We start from the raw sequence: 20,180 nt of genomic DNA, 5'->3' as shown, positions 1-20,180 counted from the left end.
ATTGTATAAGTCGTGTTATTTAATATTTGATAAAGGGCTGGATTGAATCCCTTTTACTAGAACATCTCTATCATTTAAACCTCTTAGATACTCAGATGTAATACTGGTATCATAGTGCCCCATTAGACGACTCAAACTATAAACATCAAGCCCATTTCTTAATTGAGCATGAGCAAAGTAATGTCTACATGTATGTGGCGAAACTCTAATTTCCTCTCTGATATTGGCTTTCTCAGCATGTTCATTCAGTATTTTATTGATACGTGAGCGACTTAGTTGTTTACCACATTGATTAATAAAAAAATAATCATCAAGTTCAAATGATAGTTTGTGTTTAAAACGTTCTTTTTTAGTAGCCTTAAATTTTATGATTTGTTTCCTAAGAATCGGACTAATATATAAGAATCTTTCTTTGTCTCCTTTACCACGTATTAATATATGATTCTCTCGGATATCCATAGTTTTCAAATGTGTTAATTCTGAAACACGAATCCCTAAGTCAAATAACATCATAAGAATTAACTTATCTCTTATGTTGCTATATGTACTGCCTGTACAGGATTCAAGGATTCTTCTAACTTCTTCATCATCAAAAGAAACAAAAATAGTCTTTGATTCTTTGAGTTTCTTTAGACGATTAACAGGATTATTATATTCGGTGAGATAGCCTTCATCAACAGCGTAATTAAACATAACTTTGATTAAGCCAGTCATCTTATTTATAGTTCTCGCAGCCCATTTTTTATCGTTTTTCCAATGTAGTACTAACTGTTTGAGATGAGGTGAACGAACATCCTCAAGATGAGTAATATCAAACCTATCATCCATGAACTGAATAAATAATGTAGTAGAGTAGGTGTGATTCCAAATAGTGCCATCTGCTCTACCTAATATTTCTAAATTTAGTAGATATTCTTCTTGTAATTCTTTTAAACGCATAAAAAAACTCTCCTTCCAATTATTAAATAATTGAAAAGAGAGTTTGAGAACAGTTGTAGGTCAAATATTCCAAGAATAGTTGCTAGTTCCACTTTTTAAAGTATACCAATCCATTGTATATGTTGAAATATATAAATTTACAAACTATACCAATTCCCTTTATTCCCACTCTACTGTTGCAGGTGGTTTACTTGTAATATCATACACGATACGGTTAACGTGATCGACTTCGTTTACGATACGAACTGAGATTTTTTGTAGTAAGTCCCAATCAATACGAGCAAAGTCAGCAGTCATACCATCGATTGATGTAATCGCACGGATACCGATAGTGTAGTCGTACGTACGACCGTCTCCCATAACCCCAACAGAACGGATGCCTGGTAAAACAGTAAAGTATTGCCAAATGTCACGATCTAAACCAGCATTTGCGATTTCTTCGCGTAAGATAGCGTCACTTTCGCGCACGATTTCTAATTTTTCTTCAGTGATTTCACCTAAGACACGGATACCTAATCCAGGTCCTGGGAATGGTTGACGCCATACGATTGAGTCTGGCATTCCAAGTTCAGTTCCTAATGCACGAACTTCATCTTTAAATAATGTGTTTAATGGTTCAATTAATTTGAACGCCATATCTTCAGGAAGTCCACCAACATTATGATGTGATTTAATGACTTCGGCAGTATCAGTTCCACTTTCGATAACGTCTGTGTAAAGTGTACCTTGAGCTAAGAATTCAATCCCATCAAGTTTTGCTGCTTCATCATCAAATAAGTAGATAAACTCGTTACCAATGATTTTACGTTTTTGTTCAGGATCAGAAACACCTTTTAATTTATCTAAGAAACGATCTTTTGCATCCACTTTAATGATGTTTAAGCCAAATTTTCCACCTAAACTTTCCATTACTTGGTCTGCTTCACCTTTACGTAATAAACCATGGTCAACAAAGATACATGTTAATTGATCCCCAATCGCGCGTTGTAATAATACCCCAACAACACTTGAGTCAACCCCGCCTGATAAAGCAAGTAAGACTTTTTTATCGCCAACTTGTTCACGGATTTTAGCGATTTCGATGTCGATAAAGCTACCCATTGACCAATCACCTTTACATCCACAGATGTCAAAAGCAAATTGACGAAGCATGTCATTACCATTGATTGAGTGACGAACTTCTGGATGGAATTGAACAGCATACATTTTTTTCGCATGGTTTTCCATAGCAGAGATTGGACAGTTTTCACTTGTAGCTGTTACAGTGAAACCTTCAGGAACTTCAGTAACTAAGTCACCATGACTCATCCATACTTGTTGTTCTTCAGGTAAAGAGTCAAACAATGTTGATTCAGTTGTTAAAGATAGCATTGCCTTACCATATTCACGGCTATTAGCTTCAGACACAACACCACCTAATTTGTGGGTCATTAATTGCATACCATAGCAAATCCCTAAAATAGGAATACCTAATTCAAAAATTTCTGGATCGATATTGAAACTACCATCATCATAGACGCTATTTGGTCCACCTGAAAAAATAATTCCTTTTGGTGCGATTTTTTTAATCTCTTCAGCAGTAATTTTGTGGCTTAATAATTCTGAGAATACTCCTAATTCACGAATACGACGTGTAATTAGTTGGTTATATTGGCTACCAAAGTCCAACACTATAATCTTTTCCATATCTTTAAGTTCAGATACTTTCGTCACTTACTTCACCTTTTCTTTCTATATATTAATATTATTAAAACTTACGCAAATAAATTTCATCAATCTCGTGATTCTGTGCTTTGTGCAGGATAACATCTGCACGACTACGAGTTGGCAAAATGAACTCATTGAGGTTTTTTAGATTGACATCTTTCCACACACGACGAGCCATAGCTAATGCATCTTCACGCGGACCATTAGCATATTCATAATAATAATTAGTTTTATCATTTTTTGCAAGAACCAATAAATCTTCAAAGCGTTTTAAATACCAACTTTCAATGAGTTTCGGGTCAGCATCTACATAGACTGAAAAGTCAAAGAAATCACTGATATAAATGTGTTGATTAGCTGGTAATTGAAGAACATTTATCCCTTCAACTATCAAGATATCGGGTTGCGAAATTGTTTCAAATTCTCCTGGAATAATATCATAAATTTCATGAGAATAAATAGGTATTTTTAAATTATCTCCACCATTTTTTACAGCATTTAGAAAAGATAATAACTTTTCCATATCGTAACTTTCAGGAAATCCTTTTTTATTTAAAATACCTCGCTTGGTTAGTTCTTCTGTCGAGTAAAGAAACCCATCAGTTGTAATGAGTTGTACGTGACGTCGTTTAAAAATACGAGAGAGCATCATTTGTAGTAAACGAGCTGTCGTGCTTTTTCCAACGGCCACACTACCTGCAACCCCTATGATAAACGGAGAAGAAGGCAAGAATTTTTGCATAAATAATCCTTTACTGAGATGGAGTGATTCGTATTCCTTCATATATATGTTTATTAAATGAGTCAAAGGGATATATATATCTTGAACGTCTTGAAGAGAGATGGTGTCGTTATAACTTTTAATTTGTTGCAGTTCTTCATCCGTCAATGGAGCTGTGCCATTACGATAAAAGCCTTGCCACTCATCTCTGGTTAAATGATAAAAATTTGTTTTTTCATCCATATGTTATAACCTCTACTTATCATCTTCAATCAAATTAGGTAGTTGCTTAGAAATGTAATTACCTAATTCTTTGTTAAATGATAATTCTCTTAGTCTATTTTCACGTCTTTTATTATAACCTTTATGAATCATTTTTTCTTCAGTTGTTTCAGGAATAATCTTTGGTACACTCGTAAAATTATTATCGGTTTTAACAACGACAAACGTCATGAAACATGTCGCAGCTAGATAATGTTGCCCTGTTTCTAGGACTTCTCCAGTTACCTTAACAAACACTTCCATTGATTTTTTACCTGTACCAGAAACATATGCCTCAACAGCGACAGCATCATTTTCGTAAATAGGATGCAAGAAATCTAGACTGTCTGTTGAAGCGGTCATTGTTGGTATACGGCAATGACGAGAAACAGCGATAGATGCGGTGTCATCAATCAATGACATTAATTTACCTCCGAATAAAGCACCGAATGAGTTTAAATCATTTGGAAACACACGATGCGTTTGGGTAGCATAGGATTCTTTGCATTTTTTTTCATTTGGTAGTGGTACAAACACGTTAAAAACTCCTTTTTCGTGGTATGATATTATAAAGTCTAACTGATTATATCATAGATAAACGCTGAGATAATGAAATGAGGTTTGAAAGATGAAAAAAATAATTCTATTTGGTGATAGCATTACTGCTGGATACAAAAATGGTGAGATTGATACTATCTTAAACACTAAAATGATGAGTTTATTGAATAAAAAAGTTGAAATAATCAATGCAGGTATTCCTGGTGATACGACAAAAGGTGCAATTAGTCGTTTTAAAGACCATGTTGTATCTTATGAGCCAGATATTGTCACTATTTTCTTTGGTGCTAATGACGCTGAAAAGCTTTCAGGTATTTCATTAATGCAATATGAAGATAATCTATCTTATTTAGTTGAACAGATTGGTCCTAAAAAAGTGGTGCTTATTGGGCCACCTTATGCTCACCAAATGATGTATCAACACGAGCGACCATTAGTTAACTTAATGCAGTACAATAATGCAGCTCAACGAGTGGCTTCTTTATTTGATGTAAACTATATCGATATACTAGGTGAAATGATTGCATCAGAAGCGCCAACGAAGTATTTACAATCTGACGGATTGCATTTTTCAGATGATGGTTATAATTTATTAGCGAAATTAATAGTAGAAACAATTAAAGAAAGAGTGTGAAAAATGAGTGCCCATTACTATACAAATAAACCGGAGACAGAACATGATAGAAAGACATGGACGTTTCCCTTATTAGAAAAAAATTACCAATTTATAACAGATAGCAATGTTTTTTCCAGAGATACTGTTGACTTTGGGTCGCGTGTATTGATAGAGGCGTTTTCTGATAGTGATTTACCGGATGGAGCCATTTTAGATGTTGGCTGTGGATATGGACCAATTGGTTTATCTTTAGCAGATTCAACTAAACGTTGTGTACATATGGTAGATGTCAATGAACGAGCGCTAGAATTAGCTCAAGAAAATGCAAAATTAAACCATGTAGAAAATGTTGATATATATGAATCGAGTGTTTATGATTCCGTGACTAAAAAAGATTTTGCCGCTGTAGTGAGTAATCCGCCGATACGTGCTGGTAAAAAAATTGTTCATGCTATCATCGAAGGTGCGAAAGAACATTTACAACCAAATGGGACGTTAACGATTGTTATTCAGAAAAAACAGGGAGCACCAAGTGCAAAGAAAAAAATGGAAGAAGTCTATGGACAAGTTGAAGTTGTAACAAGTTCAAAAGGGTATTATATTTTTAAAAGTTATCGTTTATAAAGTAAAATACGAACTTTGTTGTGTGAAAACAGTTATTCAAAAATGATTAAACGAACGGTTTGCATATGCATAGGAAAAAAGTGGGATAAAAAAAGATAAAAAAATCATTATAATAAAGAGGCAGTTCCGTTTAGAGATGGTTTATTATAAGTCTTATAAGATATTTTGGTCTAGTAAGTTAGAACACGTGTTGTAACACATAGTACAAGTATGGGTAAGGGAATATAAGTACTAAGTTCAAATATAATGAAAACAAAATAACATTAATTGGCTTATCTTTTGTTTATTTAGGGGAATAAAAATGATAATGCTTGGAACGCCAGTCCAGATTAATTAACTCATGTAATTATTTTTTGTAGGGGAAAAATAAGTTACGGGTTAGTTTGTTATGATGGATTGTTTTATGGGGGAGAGGCTAGAAGAAATTCTAGCTTTTTTTGTTGTGTTTTTGTGTTGACATATAAAAGGTTATACGGTAGAATGATTAGTTGCAGAAACCTTTATGTTTTGAATGTTGAAGGCGATGAAATATTGTCCATACGCCTTTATTTTATAGGAAAACAAAGATAGATCGACCATATCGAGATATGTTCACCGTCTATTTTTGGTTTTTTTTTACTTTAAAACAGATCAGTAATAAAATTGTTAAGTATTTTTAACATTTGTAACATAAGGTATTTTTGAAAAAACTCAGAGGGGTGACTAATTTGGTTGGACACGTAGTTAAATACGGAAAACACCGAGAAAGACGTAGCTATTCTAGGATTAGTGAAGTACTAGAATTGCCAAACTTAATTGAAATTCAAACTGATTCTTACAAGTGGTTTTTAGATGAAGGTTTGCGCGAAATGTTTGAGGACATTATGCCGATTACAGATTTTAGTGATAAATTATCATTAGAATTTGTCGATTATGAAATGAAAGAACCAAAGTATACAGTTGAGGAAGCACGTGCACATGATGCTAACTACTCAGCTCCTATCCACGTAACATTACGTTTGGATAATCAAGTGACTGGAGAGATTAAGTCACAAGAAGTGTTCTTTGGCGATTTCCCATTAATGACAGAGATGGGAACATTTATTATCAATGGTGCTGAGCGTGTAGTGGTATCACAGTTAGTAAGATCACCCGGAGTTTATTTCAATGAGAAAAAAGAAAAAAATGGACATGAGGGATTTGGAACAACTGTTATTCCTAACCGTGGTGCATGGTTAGAGCTTGAAACAGACGCTAAAAATCTTTCTTATGCTCGTATTGATAGAACAAGAAAAATTCCTTTAACTGTATTAGTTAGAGCACTAGGATTTGGTTCTGATACGACAATTACAGAAATTTTTGGTGAAAGTGACAGCTTACAGTTAACAATCGAAAAAGATATTCATAAAAATTCTAGCGATTCTCGTACAGAAGAAGCATTGAAAGATGTTTATGAAAGACTTCGTCCAGGTGAGCCGAAAACAGCTGAAAGTTCAAGAAACTTATTAAATTCTCGTTTCTTTGATCCAAAACGCTATGATTTAGCAGCAGTTGGTCGTTATAAAGTAAATAAGAAGTTAAGTCTTAAAACACGTTTATTAAATCAAACGTTGGCTGAAACGTTAGTTGATCCTGAAACAGGCGAGATTCTTGTAGAAAAAGGAACAGTTATTACACATTCAGTCATGGATGAATTAGAAAAACATTTAGACAATGGTTTAAACAACGAAACATACTATCCAAGTGAAGATGGTGTGGTAACTGAACCTATGACTGTTCAAGTGATTAAAGTATTGTCTCCAAAAGACCCAGAACGTGTAGTAAACGTGATTGGTAATGGACAACTTGATGCAGATGTACGCACAATTCGTCCGGCGGATATTGTGGCTACAATCAGCTACTTCTTAAACTTAATGGAAGATATCGGTAAAGTAGATGATATTGACCATTTAGGAAACCGTCGTATCCGTTCAGTTGGTGAATTATTACAAAATCAATTCCGTATTGGGTTATCTCGTATGGAACGTGTGGTTCGTGAAAGAATGTCTATTCAAGACACTGAAACATTGACACCACAACAATTGATTAATATTCGTCCAGTTGTGGCTTCAATGAAAGAATTCTTTGGTTCTTCTCAGTTATCACAATTCATGGACCAAACAAACCCATTAGGAGAGTTGACACACAAACGTCGTCTATCAGCCTTAGGGCCTGGTGGGTTAACACGTGACCGTGCCGGATATGAAGTACGTGACGTGCATTACTCACATTATGGCCGTATGTGTCCGATTGAAACACCTGAGGGACCAAATATTGGGTTAATCAATAGTTTGTCAAGTTATGCGAAAGTAAATAAATACGGTTTTATCGAAACACCATATCGTCGTGTGGATCGTGAAACAAAACGTGTAACAGAACATATTGATTACTTAACAGCTGACGAGGAAGATCATTACATGGTAGCGCAAGCGAACTCTCCATTAAATGAAGATGGAACATTTGCTGAAGATGTCGTAATGGCTCGTATCCAAAGTGAAAACTTGGAAGTATCAGTTGATAAAGTTGACTACATGGACGTTTCTCCTAAACAAGTAGTTGCGGTAGCGACAGCGTGTATTCCTTTCTTGGAGAACGATGACTCTAACCGTGCACTTATGGGAGCGAACATGCAACGTCAGGCAGTACCTTTGATTCAACCACGTTCTCCACTTGTTGGGACTGGTATGGAATACAAAGCTGCCCATGATTCAGGAGCAGCACTTTTATGTAAACATGATGGTGTCGTTGAATACGTTGATGCGCGTGAAGTACGTGTTCGTCGTAATGACGGTGCTTTAGATAAATATAATGTGATTAAGTTCCACCGTTCAAATGCAGGTACAAGTTATAACCAACGCCCTATCGTTAGAAAAGGTGAAATCGTTGAAAAAGGCGATACATTAGCTGATGGTTCTTCTATGGAAGAAGGGGAAATGGCATTAGGACAAAACGTTTTAGTCGCATTTATGACGTGGGAAGGTTACAACTACGAAGATGCGATTATCATGAGTCGTCGATTAGTGAAAGATGATGTGTACACATCTGTCCATATTGAAGAATATGAATCAGAAGCACGTGACACAAAATTAGGACCTGAAGAAATTACACGTGAATTGCCAAACGTTGGGGAAGATGCACTTAAAAACTTAGACGAAATGGGTATTATCCGTATTGGTGCTGAAGTAAAAGATGGTGATTTACTTGTTGGTAAAGTCACTCCTAAAGGGGTAACAGAGTTATCAGCAGAAGAACGTCTATTACACGCAATCTTCGGAGAGAAAGCGCGTGAAGTTCGTGATACATCTCTACGTGTGCCACATGGTGGTGGCGGTATTGTTCATGATGTGAAAATCTTTACTCGTGAAGGCGGAGATGAGTTATCTCCAGGTGTTAACATGTTAGTTCGTGTGTATATCGTTCAAAAACGTAAAATTCATGAAGGGGACAAAATGGCCGGTCGTCATGGTAATAAAGGGGTAGTATCTCGTATTATGCCAGAAGAAGATATGCCATTCTTACCTGATGGAACACCAGTTGATATCATGTTAAACCCATTAGGGGTACCTTCTCGTATGAACATTGGGCAAGTATTAGAGTTGCATTTAGGTATGGCAGCTCGTTCATTGAATATTCATGTTGCAACACCAGTATTTGATGGGGCCAATGAAGAAGATGTATGGAGCACTGTTGAAGAAGCAGGACTAGCTCGTGATGCTAAAACAGTTCTTTATGATGGACGTACAGGTGAACCATTTGATAATCGTATTTCTGTTGGTGTGATGTACATGTTGAAACTAGCTCACATGGTTGATGACAAGTTACATGCTCGTTCTATTGGACCATACTCATTAGTTACACAACAACCACTTGGTGGTAAAGCACAATTTGGTGGACAACGTTTTGGTGAGATGGAGGTTTGGGCACTTGAAGCTTACGGTGCGGCTTATACTCTACAAGAAATCTTGACGTACAAATCAGATGACGTGGTTGGTCGTGTGAAAACTTATGAATCTATCGTTAAAGGTGAACCAATTCAAAAACCAGGTGTTCCTGAATCATTCCGCGTACTTGTTAAAGAGTTACAAGCTTTAGGATTAGACATGCGAGTATTGGATGCTGAGGATCAAGAGATTGAACTACGTGACATGGATGATGAGGACGATGATTTGATTACTGTTGATGCACTAGCAAAATATGCTAAAGAGCAAGAAGAAAAAGCATTGGCAGAACAATCGTTGAAAGATGCACAAGAAAACGAAGAATAATCCAGCTGAATTATTCTGACAGACAAAGAAACGGAGGGACATCTTTTGATCGATGTAAATAAATTTGAAAGTATGCAAATTGGACTAGCTTCTTCTGAAAAAATTAGAAGCTGGTCATATGGTGAAGTGAAAAAACCAGAGACAATAAACTACCGTACTTTAAAACCAGAACGTGATGGTCTTTTCTGTGAGCGTATTTTTGGTCCTACTAAGGACTGGGAATGTGCTTGTGGTAAATATAAACGTATCCGTTATAAGGGAATCGTTTGTGACCGCTGTGGGGTTGAGGTAACACGTTCTAAAGTTCGTCGTGAACGTATGGGTCATATCGAACTTGCAGCTCCAGTAACACATATTTGGTATTTTAAAGGAATTCCTAGTCGTATGGGTCTTGTATTAGATATGAGTCCTAGAGCATTAGAAGAAATCATTTATTTTGCTTCTTATGTGGTAACAGATCCAGGTGATACTAACTTAGAATTAAAACAACTTCTAACTGAACGTGAATACCGTGAAAAACGTCAGCAATATGGCCAAGCATTTAAAGCTGGTATGGGTGCTGAAGCAATCAAACGTTTATTAGAACAAGTTGATTTAGAAAAAGAAGTCGCTGAATTAAAAGAAGAATTGAAAAAAGCGTCTGGACAAAAAAGAACGCGTGCTATTCGTCGTTTAGATATCTTAGAAGCATTCCGTACATCAGGAAATGATCCTGACTGGATGGTAATGGACGTTGTACCAATTATCCCACCAGATTTACGTCCGATGGTTCAATTAGAAGGTGGACGTTTTGCAACAAGTGATTTGAACGACTTATACCGTCGTGTTATTAATCGTAATAACCGTTTGAAACGTTTATTAGACTTAAATGCACCAGGAATTATCGTTCAAAATGAAAAACGTATGCTTCAAGAAGCGGTAGATGCGTTAATCGATAATGGTCGTCGTGGCCGTCCAGTAACTGGACCCGGTAACCGTCCACTTAAATCGTTATCTCATATGTTGAAAGGGAAACAAGGTCGTTTCCGTCAAAACTTATTAGGTAAACGTGTTGACTACTCAGGCCGTTCAGTTATCGTTGTTGGACCTTTCTTAAAAATGTATCAATGTGGGTTGCCAAAAGAGATGGCAATTGAATTATTTAAACCATTTGTGATGCATGAATTAGTTAAGCGTGAAATTGCAAGCAACATTAAAAATGCAAAACGCCAAATCGAACGTCAAGAAGACGCTGTTTGGGATGTATTAGAAGATGTGATTAAAGAACATCCTGTGTTACTTAACCGAGCACCTACTCTACATAGACTTGGTATCCAAGCGTTTGAGCCAGTTTTAGTTGAAGGACGCGCGATTCGTCTTCACCCATTAGTATGTGAGGCGTATAATGCCGATTTTGATGGGGACCAAATGGCGGTTCACGTTCCATTAAACGAAGAAGCTCAAGCTGAAGCACGCATGTTAATGCTTGCTGCTCAAAATATCCTTAATCCAAAAGATGGTAAACCAGTTGTTACACCATCTCAAGATATGGTCCTTGGTAACTACTACTTAACAATGGAGGAACCAGGACAAATTGGTGAAGGAATGATTTTCCGTGACTTAGACGAAGTTGTTTTAGCATGGAGAAACGGTTGTGTCCACTTACATACTCGTATTGGTTTACAAACAAGCTCAATGCCTGAGAAACCATTTACAGAGTGGCAACGCGAACGCATTTTAACAACAACTGTTGGTAAAGCAATCTTTAATGAGATTATGCCACCAGAATTCCCTTACTTAAATGAACCAACTGATTATAACTTGACAGTTCAAACACCTGATAAATACTTTGTTGAAGCCGGAGCAGATATTCCTGCATTTATCAAAGAACAACCAGAAATTGGACCATTCAAGAAGAAAAATCTTGGTAATATTATCGCTGAAGTCTTCAAACGTTTCAAAATTACTGAAACATCTAAAATGTTAGATAGAATGAAAGACTTAGGATACAAACACTCTACTTATGCAGGTATGACTGTAGGGATTGCTGATATCGTTGTTTTACATGAAAAACAAGCAATGATTGAAGAAGCACATGACCAAGTAGAAAAAGTAACAAAACAATTCCGTCGTGGTTTAATTACAGATGATGAGCGTTATGAGCGAGTTATTGGTATTTGGAACGCAACGAAAGATGCTATCCAAGAAAAACTGATGGAAAGTTTAGACGCACGTAACCCAATCTTCATGATGAGTGATTCTGGAGCTCGTGGTAACATCTCCAACTTTACTCAGTTAGCTGGTATGCGTGGACTTATGGCCGCTCCTAATGGTCGTATTATGGAGTTACCTATCGTATCTAACTTCCGTGAAGGGTTAACTGTCTTAGAAATGTTTATCTCGACTCACGGTGCTCGTAAAGGTATGACCGATACAGCCCTTAAGACAGCCGATTCAGGTTACTTAACTCGTCGTTTAGTTGACGTGGCTCAAGATGTTATCATTCGTGAAACGGATTGTGGTACTGACAGAGGTCTAGACATTACAGTGATGAAAGAAGGAAATGAAGTCATTGAAACTCTAGAAGAGCGTATGCTTGGTCGTTACACTCGTAAATCAGTGATTCATCCCGAAACAAAAGAAGTTATTGTTGGTGCAAATGAAATTATTACAGAAGATATCGCGCGACAAATTGTTGATGCGGGTATTGAACAAATTACGATTCGTTCAGTCTTTACATGTAATACAAAACATGGTGTATGTAAACATTGTTATGGTCGTAACTTAGCGACTGGTTCTGAAGTTGAAGTTGGAGAAGCAGTTGGTACAATTGCAGCCCAATCAATCGGTGAGCCTGGTACTCAGTTAACCATGCGTACATTCCATACGGGTGGGGTTGCCGGAGATGATATCACTCAAGGTTTACCTCGTATACAAGAGATTTTTGAAGCACGTAATCCTAAAGGACAAGCCGTTATTTCTGAAGTAGCTGGAGAAGTTGTTGAAATTACTGAGGATCAAGCGGATCGTACAAAAGAAGTGGTTGTTAAGGGAACAACAGATACTAGAACTTATTCTGTTCCTTATACTTCTCGTATGAAAGTTGCTGAAGGTGATATTATTGACCGTGGTACTCCGTTAACAGAAGGATCAATTGATCCAAAACAATTATTAACAGTCAAAGATGTCTTAGCTGTTGAAAATTATCTGCTTAAAGAAGTACAAAAAGTTTACCGTATGCAAGGGGTAGAAATCGGAGATAAACACGTTGAGGTTATGGTTCGTCAAATGCTACGTAAAGTAAGAGTCATGGATCCAGGTGATTCAGATATCTTACCAGGTACACTAGTTGATATTAGTGAATTTAAAGACCGTAACTACAACACACTTGTTTCTGGTGGAACACCTGCAACTGGACGTCCGGTCTTGTTAGGTATTACAAAAGCCTCACTTGAAACAAACAGTTTCTTATCTGCTGCATCATTCCAGGAAACAACTCGTGTCTTGACTGATGCTGCGATTAGAGGTAAAAAAGACCACTTACTTGGATTGAAAGAAAATGTTATCATTGGTAAAATCATTCCAGCTGGTACTGGTATGGCAAAATACCGTAACATGGAACCAAAAGAAGTGGGTGTAGCAAGTGAAAATGTGTATAGTATCAGTGATATTGAAGCACAAATGGCTGCTGCAGAAGCGTTAAAAAATCAAGAATAAAATGTATTACTAGCATAAGTTGAATAGACTTATGCTAGTTTTTAGTATAAAATTCTTTTATAAAAGAACTTTATAAAGTTCTCATTTATCTTAGGGAGAAGTTCATGAAACGTATATTAATAATTGAGGATGATAGTGAAATTAGTCAACTATTACAAGAGATGTTGGCAATTAATTATGAAGTAGAAGTGGCTTATTCAGGAACAGAAGGACTATTATTATTGGAAATAAAACAACTAAATTTAGTTATATTAGACATGATGTTACCAGGTATGAATGGTCAAGATGTATTAAAAAAAATTAGAATAGATAGCCAAATACCAGTTATTGTTTTAACAGCTTTGGATGATAAAAAATTAATTAGCGAAACGTTGCTCAATGGAGCAGATGATTATTTGACTAAACCATTTGATGTAGATGAATTGCTAGCTAGAATTAATGTTCAGTTAAGAAAAAGTACTCAGATGATTCAGGATAGTAGCGAAAATATGTATTATAAGAACATTGAATTAGATGTACAAGCTTTTAAGTTGAAGAATAACAATAAACAAATTGATTTATCAAGAAAAGAAGCGGAAATATTAAAGTTATTATTTCTATATCCAAACAAAATTTATACAAAAGAAGACATTTATAATGCAGTTTGGGATGAATTATATTTTGGTGATGAAAATACCATAAACGTGCATATAAGTAATTTACGAAAAAAAATAAAAAAATTGGATGCAGATAATAATTATATTGATACAATTTGGGGAATTGGTATAAAATTGGCTGATTAAGGAGAATAAAATGATTTATGTTTTTATAGTAATAAGTATAGGCGTGTTTGGTTATTTAATTTATATCCATATCATGCTATTAAAAGTAACAGAACGTTTAGACTATATTAATTCTATCCAAAGTAATCTAGTCATTGAATCAACAAGCAAAAATCCATTCATCATAATGTTAGTGAAACAAATTAATCAGTTAATTGAACAAAATAAAAGAAATCATCAGCAACTTGTGAAAAGTCAAAAACAATTTGATATATCTATCAACAATATCTCTCATGATATAAGAACCCCATTAACTGTGGCTAGTGGTTATACTCAAATTTTAAGAAAACAAGTAGATGCTAAACAGGAAAATTTGGTAAAAAAGATTTCTATAAATTTGACTGATGTTGAAAAGAAATTAGATGATTTACTGACATATAATCGTTTGGTGGAAGATAGGGTTGATGTTGAATTAGATGAGATTAATCTATCATCTTTATTAGAATCAAAGATAATTACTTATTATGAAGCATTTAAAAAGCAGTCCATTGAATTAGATATTATGATTGAAAAAAATGTACATATCATTAGTGATAAAGACATACTTAGTCGAATTATAGATAATGCAATTGGAAATATATTGAATCATGGCATAGATAAGGGATCTATTAAGTTATCCAAAAGTGGAGAAGCTGTTAATCTAGTATTTTCAAATGCTACTGAGCAAGTTGTTTCAAATTATGAGAAGTTATTTGAACGATTTTATACCGAAGATTTATCAAGAGTTAATAAAAATTCAGGGTTGGGTTTATATATTATTAAGGAACTATCGACTCTTCTTGGAGGGACAGCAGAAGCTAGTGGGAATAAAAAGTATTTTGAATTGTTAATAAGCTTACCCTTATATAAAAAAACAACTCTTTCCTAAGTTGAAAAGAGTTGTTTCTATTTATAGTTCACTTTTATTGAATTGATAAATAGTTAACATAAGAAAAACCAAAATCGTACTAAGAGCTACCAAAATACTCTGATAAAGTTCATTAGATCTACTTAAGATAAATTCTGTATCACCTAAAGTATTTTGGAAGTCGAAAAGACTGACCCACTCGGCATTTTTAAACATAAAACCTAACAGAGTTAGAATAATTGGAAGTATAATCGCTGTTAAGATTGACAATACATTATTTTTTGTTAAATATGTGACAAAACAACTGATAGTTAAAATAGCCATTATCATGATGAATTGAACACTAGCAGTCATGAGCCAGTTGAGTAGCTGTTTTTGATTAAAGCCACTTCCTACACCATAAAAAAGAGTACCTGTTAGAAACGAAGCTAGATAAATATAGATAACTTGTAAGAAAATCATAATAGCAAATGATATGTATTGAGATAAAAAGTATTTTGTTCTAGATACGCCCACAGTTAAAATATTTTTATATGTTTTCTTTGAAAAATCATGACCGATAATAATAACAAGCATTGGTAACATAGCATAGAAAAACATCGTCATCATAGATGTCACTGCTTGTACAGATATAATGCCGGTCCATTTCATAGCATATTGAGCGGCTGTTTCTTGTGTTGATTCTTCGAGGTTTACGCCGACTTGTCCAACGCTTTGACTGGCTATTGAAATAAATATAAAACCAATAATAAATAATTGTGATAACCAAAATCCTTTTGTTTTAAATAATCGATAGAAGTCTGCTTTGAATGTTGCAATCATCTATTTTCCCTCCTTATTTGTTAAAACTGTACCATCAACTAAATCTCGAAAATGATTTTCTAAATCAATTCCTGTTTTATAAATCCCATTAATTTTTACTTTTTCCTTAATCAAAATAGGGATTAATTCTGATACGTCTATTTTTGGCTCATAAATATTGATTTCTGAAGATGAAATGGTTTTAAAATCATGTACCAAATGTTCGTGTAATATTGATGTCACTTTTGCTGTGTCTGCTACTTGTAAGGTTATCATTGTTTGAGACATTTTCTCAAATTCTTCTTTAGTAATTTCTTCTACCAAAGTACCATTATTTAAAATACCAAATCTGTTAGCCACATGATAAAGCTCTGTAAGTATATGACTTGATATAAGAATCGTAATATTTAATTCGGTATTTAATTTTTTTAGTAATTCTCTAAATTCAACGATAGCTATTGGATCAAGACCATTAATCGGTTCATCTAAAATTAAAAAATCTGGTTTACTTAATAAAGCAATGGCTATGCCCAATTTTTGCTTCATACCAAGAGAGAAGTGTTTAAACTTTTTATTGCCAACATCAGATAAATCAACTAATTTTAAAGTATCCTCAATGTCTTTTTCATCAACTACTCCTCGTAATTTACTATAATAAATTAGATTTTCTTTAGCACTGAGGTTATCATATGCAACAGGTGTTTCAATAACACTCCCTGTGCGTTTTAAAGAGTTAATAAAATCTTTATGTGTATTTGATCCAAATAATTGAATCGTTCCAGAGCTTTGTTTTGATAGGCTAGTAATAATTTTTAGTAGTGTGGTTTTACCTGCACCATTCTTTCCTATTAAGCCGTAGATATCTCCTTTTTTGATAGTTAAGTTTACGTCATGTAGAACATTATATTGTTTAAATGATTTTGAAATATTTTTTAATCCTAGAATATTTTCCATGGTATGTGTCTCCTCTGTTTTTATTTATACATTTAATATACTGTGTATTAATAAACGAAATCTTAAGTTAATTATTAATTAATTCTTAATTGTTTTAACATATTCTATTTATCTATTTTAATTTGAAAAATAATAACAGTATAAATAACTTGTTTTTTGTTCATAAAATGTATTATTTATATTTAAAATTTGAGTATAGTAAGCTATCATAAAGAAAGGGACTTTATAGCAATTAATGTAATTTTTGTATAATGAGGAATTGGAGTGGGAATTGAGATGATAGGATTAATCTTTGTTTTAGCGATAATAGCAGGTATCATTGTTTATCAAAATAGGGAAAAAGTTAAGTTGATTATAGGATACAAACAAGGGATTAGAAATTATAAAAAGAAACATCACTTATCAAAAAATGATTTGGATTTGTTTAAAGAGACCATGGGAGTAGCTAAAAATCAAATAATCGAGTGGAAAGAACTTGTAGAAAACTCAAATAATTTAAGAAATAATACAGAGATTAATACAGCGATTCAATCAGCTGAAGAGATATTTAAACGATTAATGGAGTATCCTAATGAGATGACAGGATTTAACGATTTTTTATATGTTAAATTACCGGGTGTTTTGTCTGCAACCAAGCGATACGAGTCGATTGAAGCGTCTAGTATTGATACTCAAGAAATAAAAGAATCAATGAAATCAATTTTATTAAGTTTAATTTTTATTTGTGAGAGTATTACAGATGACTATGAAGAGAGCATTGTTGATGTGATGAATGAAATTGATTTGACTAAAAAAGTGTTAGAAAAACAACGATGAAAAATGCTTAGAAGTTAGGAGATAGTGATGAAAAAGAAAAAGGGGAATTTTTATGATTCTTATGATAAATTATTTATAAAACCAAAATATAAAAAGAAAAAAGTACAGAAAGATATAATTTTTAACGAACAAACACTTTTTAAAAACATTGGCATATATTTTTCATTAATTATGATAGTGATTTTTTTAGCATGGATAGGGTCTTCCCCTACTGATATAGAAATTGAAACAGATGAAAAAAATGCTATTGTTAGTGAAAGTGAAGAAGAAGTATATGATAATTACTATCCTTTTAAAGTAACTGAGGTAACACAAGCTAGGAATGAACATGTAGATAAGGCTAATCCATTATATGTAGAATTAGATGGTAATAAACTGGTGACAAACAAGGGATATCAGATAGAATTTATTGAAGAAGTTCAAATAGAATCATATGATCAACAAAGTTGGTCAGTTATACCTACTTTAATGGAATATTCCTCCGGTGAGGATATAATGAGTGTGTCTTTATATAGTGTTGGAAGATTGGTTTCTTCTATATATGTTGAAATATATGAAAATGTTATTAATGGTAAATATTTTTTTATGGACACAGCAAAAGGAAGTTTTACAAAAGTATATCCAGAAGAAACAACTGAAAATGTTCAAACAGGATATATGTTTAAACATGATGGAGAAGATGAATCTTATCTATATGATGATATTTATCGTTACTATATTTTTAATGATGGTACCGGGATACTTCTAAGAATGAACGGGCCAGATAAATCCAAAAATGAAAATGTGTCAGATGATATGACATACGAGGAATTTAGAAATGTTTTTAAAGATGATTTAGAATTTTTAGAAAGAAAAATCGTGTTATCACCGATTTGAAAATAATATTATTCACTATGTGGGGCTGGATATAAAATGACTAAAAAAGAACCAATGTTTAACGATGATTACGATGAGTTGTTTATAAAACCAGATATTGATAGATCTAAAAAGAAGAAGAATAGAATGCTAAATAAAATATTGAAAATAATATTAGTGGTCGTGGGTATTTTTTTTAGTTTAATAGTATTAATTTTTTTTATTACTGATAATAATTTATTTATGTATAATGATGAAGAGAATGATATTCTCTATCCTCTTAAAATCTCAACTATTACTCAAATAGATAAAGAGAATATTGATAAATCTCAACCTCTTTATTTGAAATTAGAGGATAAAAAGTTAATAACAAATAAAGGATGTCAATTTGAATTTAAAGAAAATACAGAAATAGCAAGTAAAACTCAGACTGATTGGTCAATTATCCCTAATGTAGAAAAATATCAAGATAATCAAGATATACTAGTAGCCAATGTGTATGATAAAAAGAGCAGTGTCGGGCATACTGCTGATTTTAAAATGTATGATAATTTAATTAATGGTTTTGATTTATATGTTGAAGAGAAAAAAAGTTTTTCTAAGGTATTTCCATCAGAAGAGATAGAAAACATACAAACGGGATATATTTTATTTCATCGTAATGAGAAGTCTATTAGCAATAATTTATATCGGTATTATATTTTTGATGATGGCACAGGAATTTTAATTGAATATGATATATTTGGTAGTGCTTATGATGAAGGGATAACAGACGATTTAACGTATAGTGAGTTTATTTCTCGTTTTAAAGAAACGTTAGATTTTTATGAATCGAGTATTGTATTTTCTAAAACATCAAGTGAATAGTTATAATCAACTATAAAAAATCATGCTAAACTTAATCTATCAAAAAAAAGTGAGGAGAGTATGATGAAAAAATGGGCGGGATTATTGTCATTATCCCTAGTATTGGTTGGTTGTAGTCAAAACTCAAACAATGATGAGACGAAAATTAGTCAAACTAGTTCTAGTGTGCAAGCCAGTCAATCAACAACAAAACAAAGTTCAACGAAAGAAACATCCGAACAAAATTCAACTACATCTGACGAGACGAATGAAAAGGGGTCTGGTGAAACAACCCTATCAAAAGAGATGTTTTATCAAACGAGTGTACTTCAAAATATTAACCAGCAATTTTTAAACTGGGCAAGTCATAGAGCGAAAGTTGGAGGTATGGCTGTTACATCTGAGTTTTTTGATCACGGTGCAGCAGGTCGAGGAGATTGGTTTGCTGTGACACCAGATGGTATGGCTATGGCGCAAAATCTTGATAATCCTGGTTATGATTTTTTCCCACTTCATGTTGTGGGTGGTGTGACATTTTATTATTCAAAAAATGGGACACTTGGGGCAACTGATGAACGACAAAGGAGTTCATTTGCTGCTGGATTTAGTGAAGTTGCAGATACAACTAAACCTATTATTAAGTATATTTTATGCGATAATGGCATGATATATGAATTGGTTAGTAATGCTTCATTGTCAATAGGATTCAATGAAGCAACTGATGATGGAACGATTCCACGTAGTCAAATTAATGTGAAAGAGTTTAGCTATTCAGAAGATACGGATGAGATTAATGAACTGCAACGAATTATATCGATAATAAATCAATAGGAGA

The 20,180-nt window shown here is 33.8% G+C and carries 16 protein-coding genes; 10 read left to right on the top strand and 6 right to left on the bottom strand.

Translation table 11 applies throughout. The features are described 5' to 3' along the window. Positions 1-15: 15 nt before the first annotated feature. From JNUCC83_RS08260 to JNUCC83_RS08245, 4 genes are all read right to left on the bottom strand, one after another. Positions 16-939: a tyrosine-type recombinase/integrase gene (locus JNUCC83_RS08260; protein WP_454459570.1), complete on the bottom strand. Its 924-nt coding sequence runs from the start codon at positions 937-939 to the stop codon at positions 16-18. Between the two features lie 159 nt (positions 940-1,098). Beyond that, positions 1,099-2,625: a glutamine-hydrolyzing GMP synthase gene (guaA, locus tag JNUCC83_RS08255; protein ID WP_454461350.1), complete on the bottom strand. Its 1,527-nt coding sequence runs from the start codon at positions 2,623-2,625 to the stop codon at positions 1,099-1,101. 61 nt (positions 2,626-2,686) lie between these two features. Then, positions 2,687-3,610: a type I pantothenate kinase gene (coaA, locus tag JNUCC83_RS08250; protein WP_454459569.1), complete on the bottom strand. Its 924-nt coding sequence runs from the start codon at positions 3,608-3,610 to the stop codon at positions 2,687-2,689. Between the two features lie 12 nt (positions 3,611-3,622). Further along, positions 3,623-4,165: an acyl-CoA thioesterase gene (locus tag JNUCC83_RS08245; protein WP_454459568.1), complete on the bottom strand. Its 543-nt coding sequence runs from the start codon at positions 4,163-4,165 to the stop codon at positions 3,623-3,625. Positions 4,166-4,256: 91 nt separating this feature from the next. Here JNUCC83_RS08245 and JNUCC83_RS08240 point away from each other — a divergent pair, with 91 nt between their 5' ends. The 6 genes from JNUCC83_RS08240 (at position 4,257) to JNUCC83_RS08215 (ending at position 15,094) form a co-directional block, all read left to right on the top strand. Next, positions 4,257-4,820 (top strand): SGNH/GDSL hydrolase family protein, encoded by a 564-nt coding sequence (locus JNUCC83_RS08240; protein ID WP_454459567.1) that lies wholly within the window; start codon positions 4,257-4,259, stop codon positions 4,818-4,820. Positions 4,821-4,823: 3 nt separating this feature from the next. Next, positions 4,824-5,426 carry a class I SAM-dependent methyltransferase gene (locus JNUCC83_RS08235; protein ID WP_454459566.1) on the top strand — a complete coding sequence of 201 codons (603 nt, stop codon included), beginning with the start codon at positions 4,824-4,826 and terminating at the stop codon, positions 5,424-5,426. 707 nt (positions 5,427-6,133) lie between these two features. Beyond that, entirely contained in the window at positions 6,134-9,709 is a 3,576-nt protein-coding gene (gene rpoB / locus JNUCC83_RS08230; RefSeq protein ID WP_454459565.1) for a DNA-directed RNA polymerase subunit beta, read from the top strand. A gap of 45 nt (positions 9,710-9,754) precedes the next feature. Beyond that, positions 9,755-13,405, top strand: coding sequence for a DNA-directed RNA polymerase subunit beta' (rpoC, locus tag JNUCC83_RS08225; RefSeq protein ID WP_454459564.1), 3,651 nt, complete (start codon positions 9,755-9,757; stop codon positions 13,403-13,405). 104 nt (positions 13,406-13,509) lie between these two features. Beyond that, positions 13,510-14,187 (top strand): response regulator transcription factor, encoded by a 678-nt coding sequence (locus JNUCC83_RS08220; RefSeq protein ID WP_454459563.1) that lies wholly within the window; start codon positions 13,510-13,512, stop codon positions 14,185-14,187. A gap of 43 nt (positions 14,188-14,230) precedes the next feature. After that, complete coding sequence (locus JNUCC83_RS08215) at positions 14,231-15,094, top strand: sensor histidine kinase (RefSeq protein WP_454459562.1); 864 nt, start codon at positions 14,231-14,233, stop codon at positions 15,092-15,094. A 21-nt stretch (positions 15,095-15,115) separates the two neighbouring features. On the opposite strand, the gene JNUCC83_RS08210 is transcribed toward JNUCC83_RS08215, so the two are convergent. Both JNUCC83_RS08210 and JNUCC83_RS08205 read right to left on the bottom strand, forming a co-directional pair. Beyond that, positions 15,116-15,895, bottom strand: coding sequence for a DUF2705 family protein (locus tag JNUCC83_RS08210; protein WP_454459561.1), 780 nt, complete (start codon positions 15,893-15,895; stop codon positions 15,116-15,118). Next, positions 15,896-16,828: an ABC transporter ATP-binding protein gene (locus JNUCC83_RS08205; RefSeq protein WP_454459560.1), complete on the bottom strand. Its 933-nt coding sequence runs from the start codon at positions 16,826-16,828 to the stop codon at positions 15,896-15,898. A 264-nt stretch (positions 16,829-17,092) separates the two neighbouring features. On the opposite strand from JNUCC83_RS08205, the gene JNUCC83_RS08200 reads away from it, so the two are divergent. The 4 genes from JNUCC83_RS08200 (at position 17,093) to JNUCC83_RS08185 (ending at position 20,176) form a co-directional block, all read left to right on the top strand. Next, positions 17,093-17,644 (top strand): 5-bromo-4-chloroindolyl phosphate hydrolysis family protein, encoded by a 552-nt coding sequence (locus JNUCC83_RS08200; protein ID WP_454459559.1) that lies wholly within the window; start codon positions 17,093-17,095, stop codon positions 17,642-17,644. 27 nt (positions 17,645-17,671) lie between these two features. Then, the gene (locus JNUCC83_RS08195) at positions 17,672-18,520 is read left to right on the top strand and encodes a hypothetical protein (RefSeq protein WP_454459558.1); all 849 of its coding nucleotides are present in this window, start codon (positions 17,672-17,674) and stop codon (positions 18,518-18,520) included. Between the two features lie 36 nt (positions 18,521-18,556). Continuing rightward, positions 18,557-19,366: a hypothetical protein gene (locus JNUCC83_RS08190; RefSeq protein WP_454459557.1), complete on the top strand. Its 810-nt coding sequence runs from the start codon at positions 18,557-18,559 to the stop codon at positions 19,364-19,366. 63 nt (positions 19,367-19,429) lie between these two features. Continuing rightward, a complete protein-coding gene (locus JNUCC83_RS08185; protein ID WP_454459556.1) occupies positions 19,430-20,176 on the top strand; it encodes a hypothetical protein in 747 nt (248 codons plus the stop codon). The last annotated feature ends 4 nt before the right edge of the window (positions 20,177-20,180 follow it).

The organism is Vagococcus sp. JNUCC 83, assembly GCF_053667615.1.
This window is presented reverse-complemented; position numbering and strand designations above follow the sequence as displayed.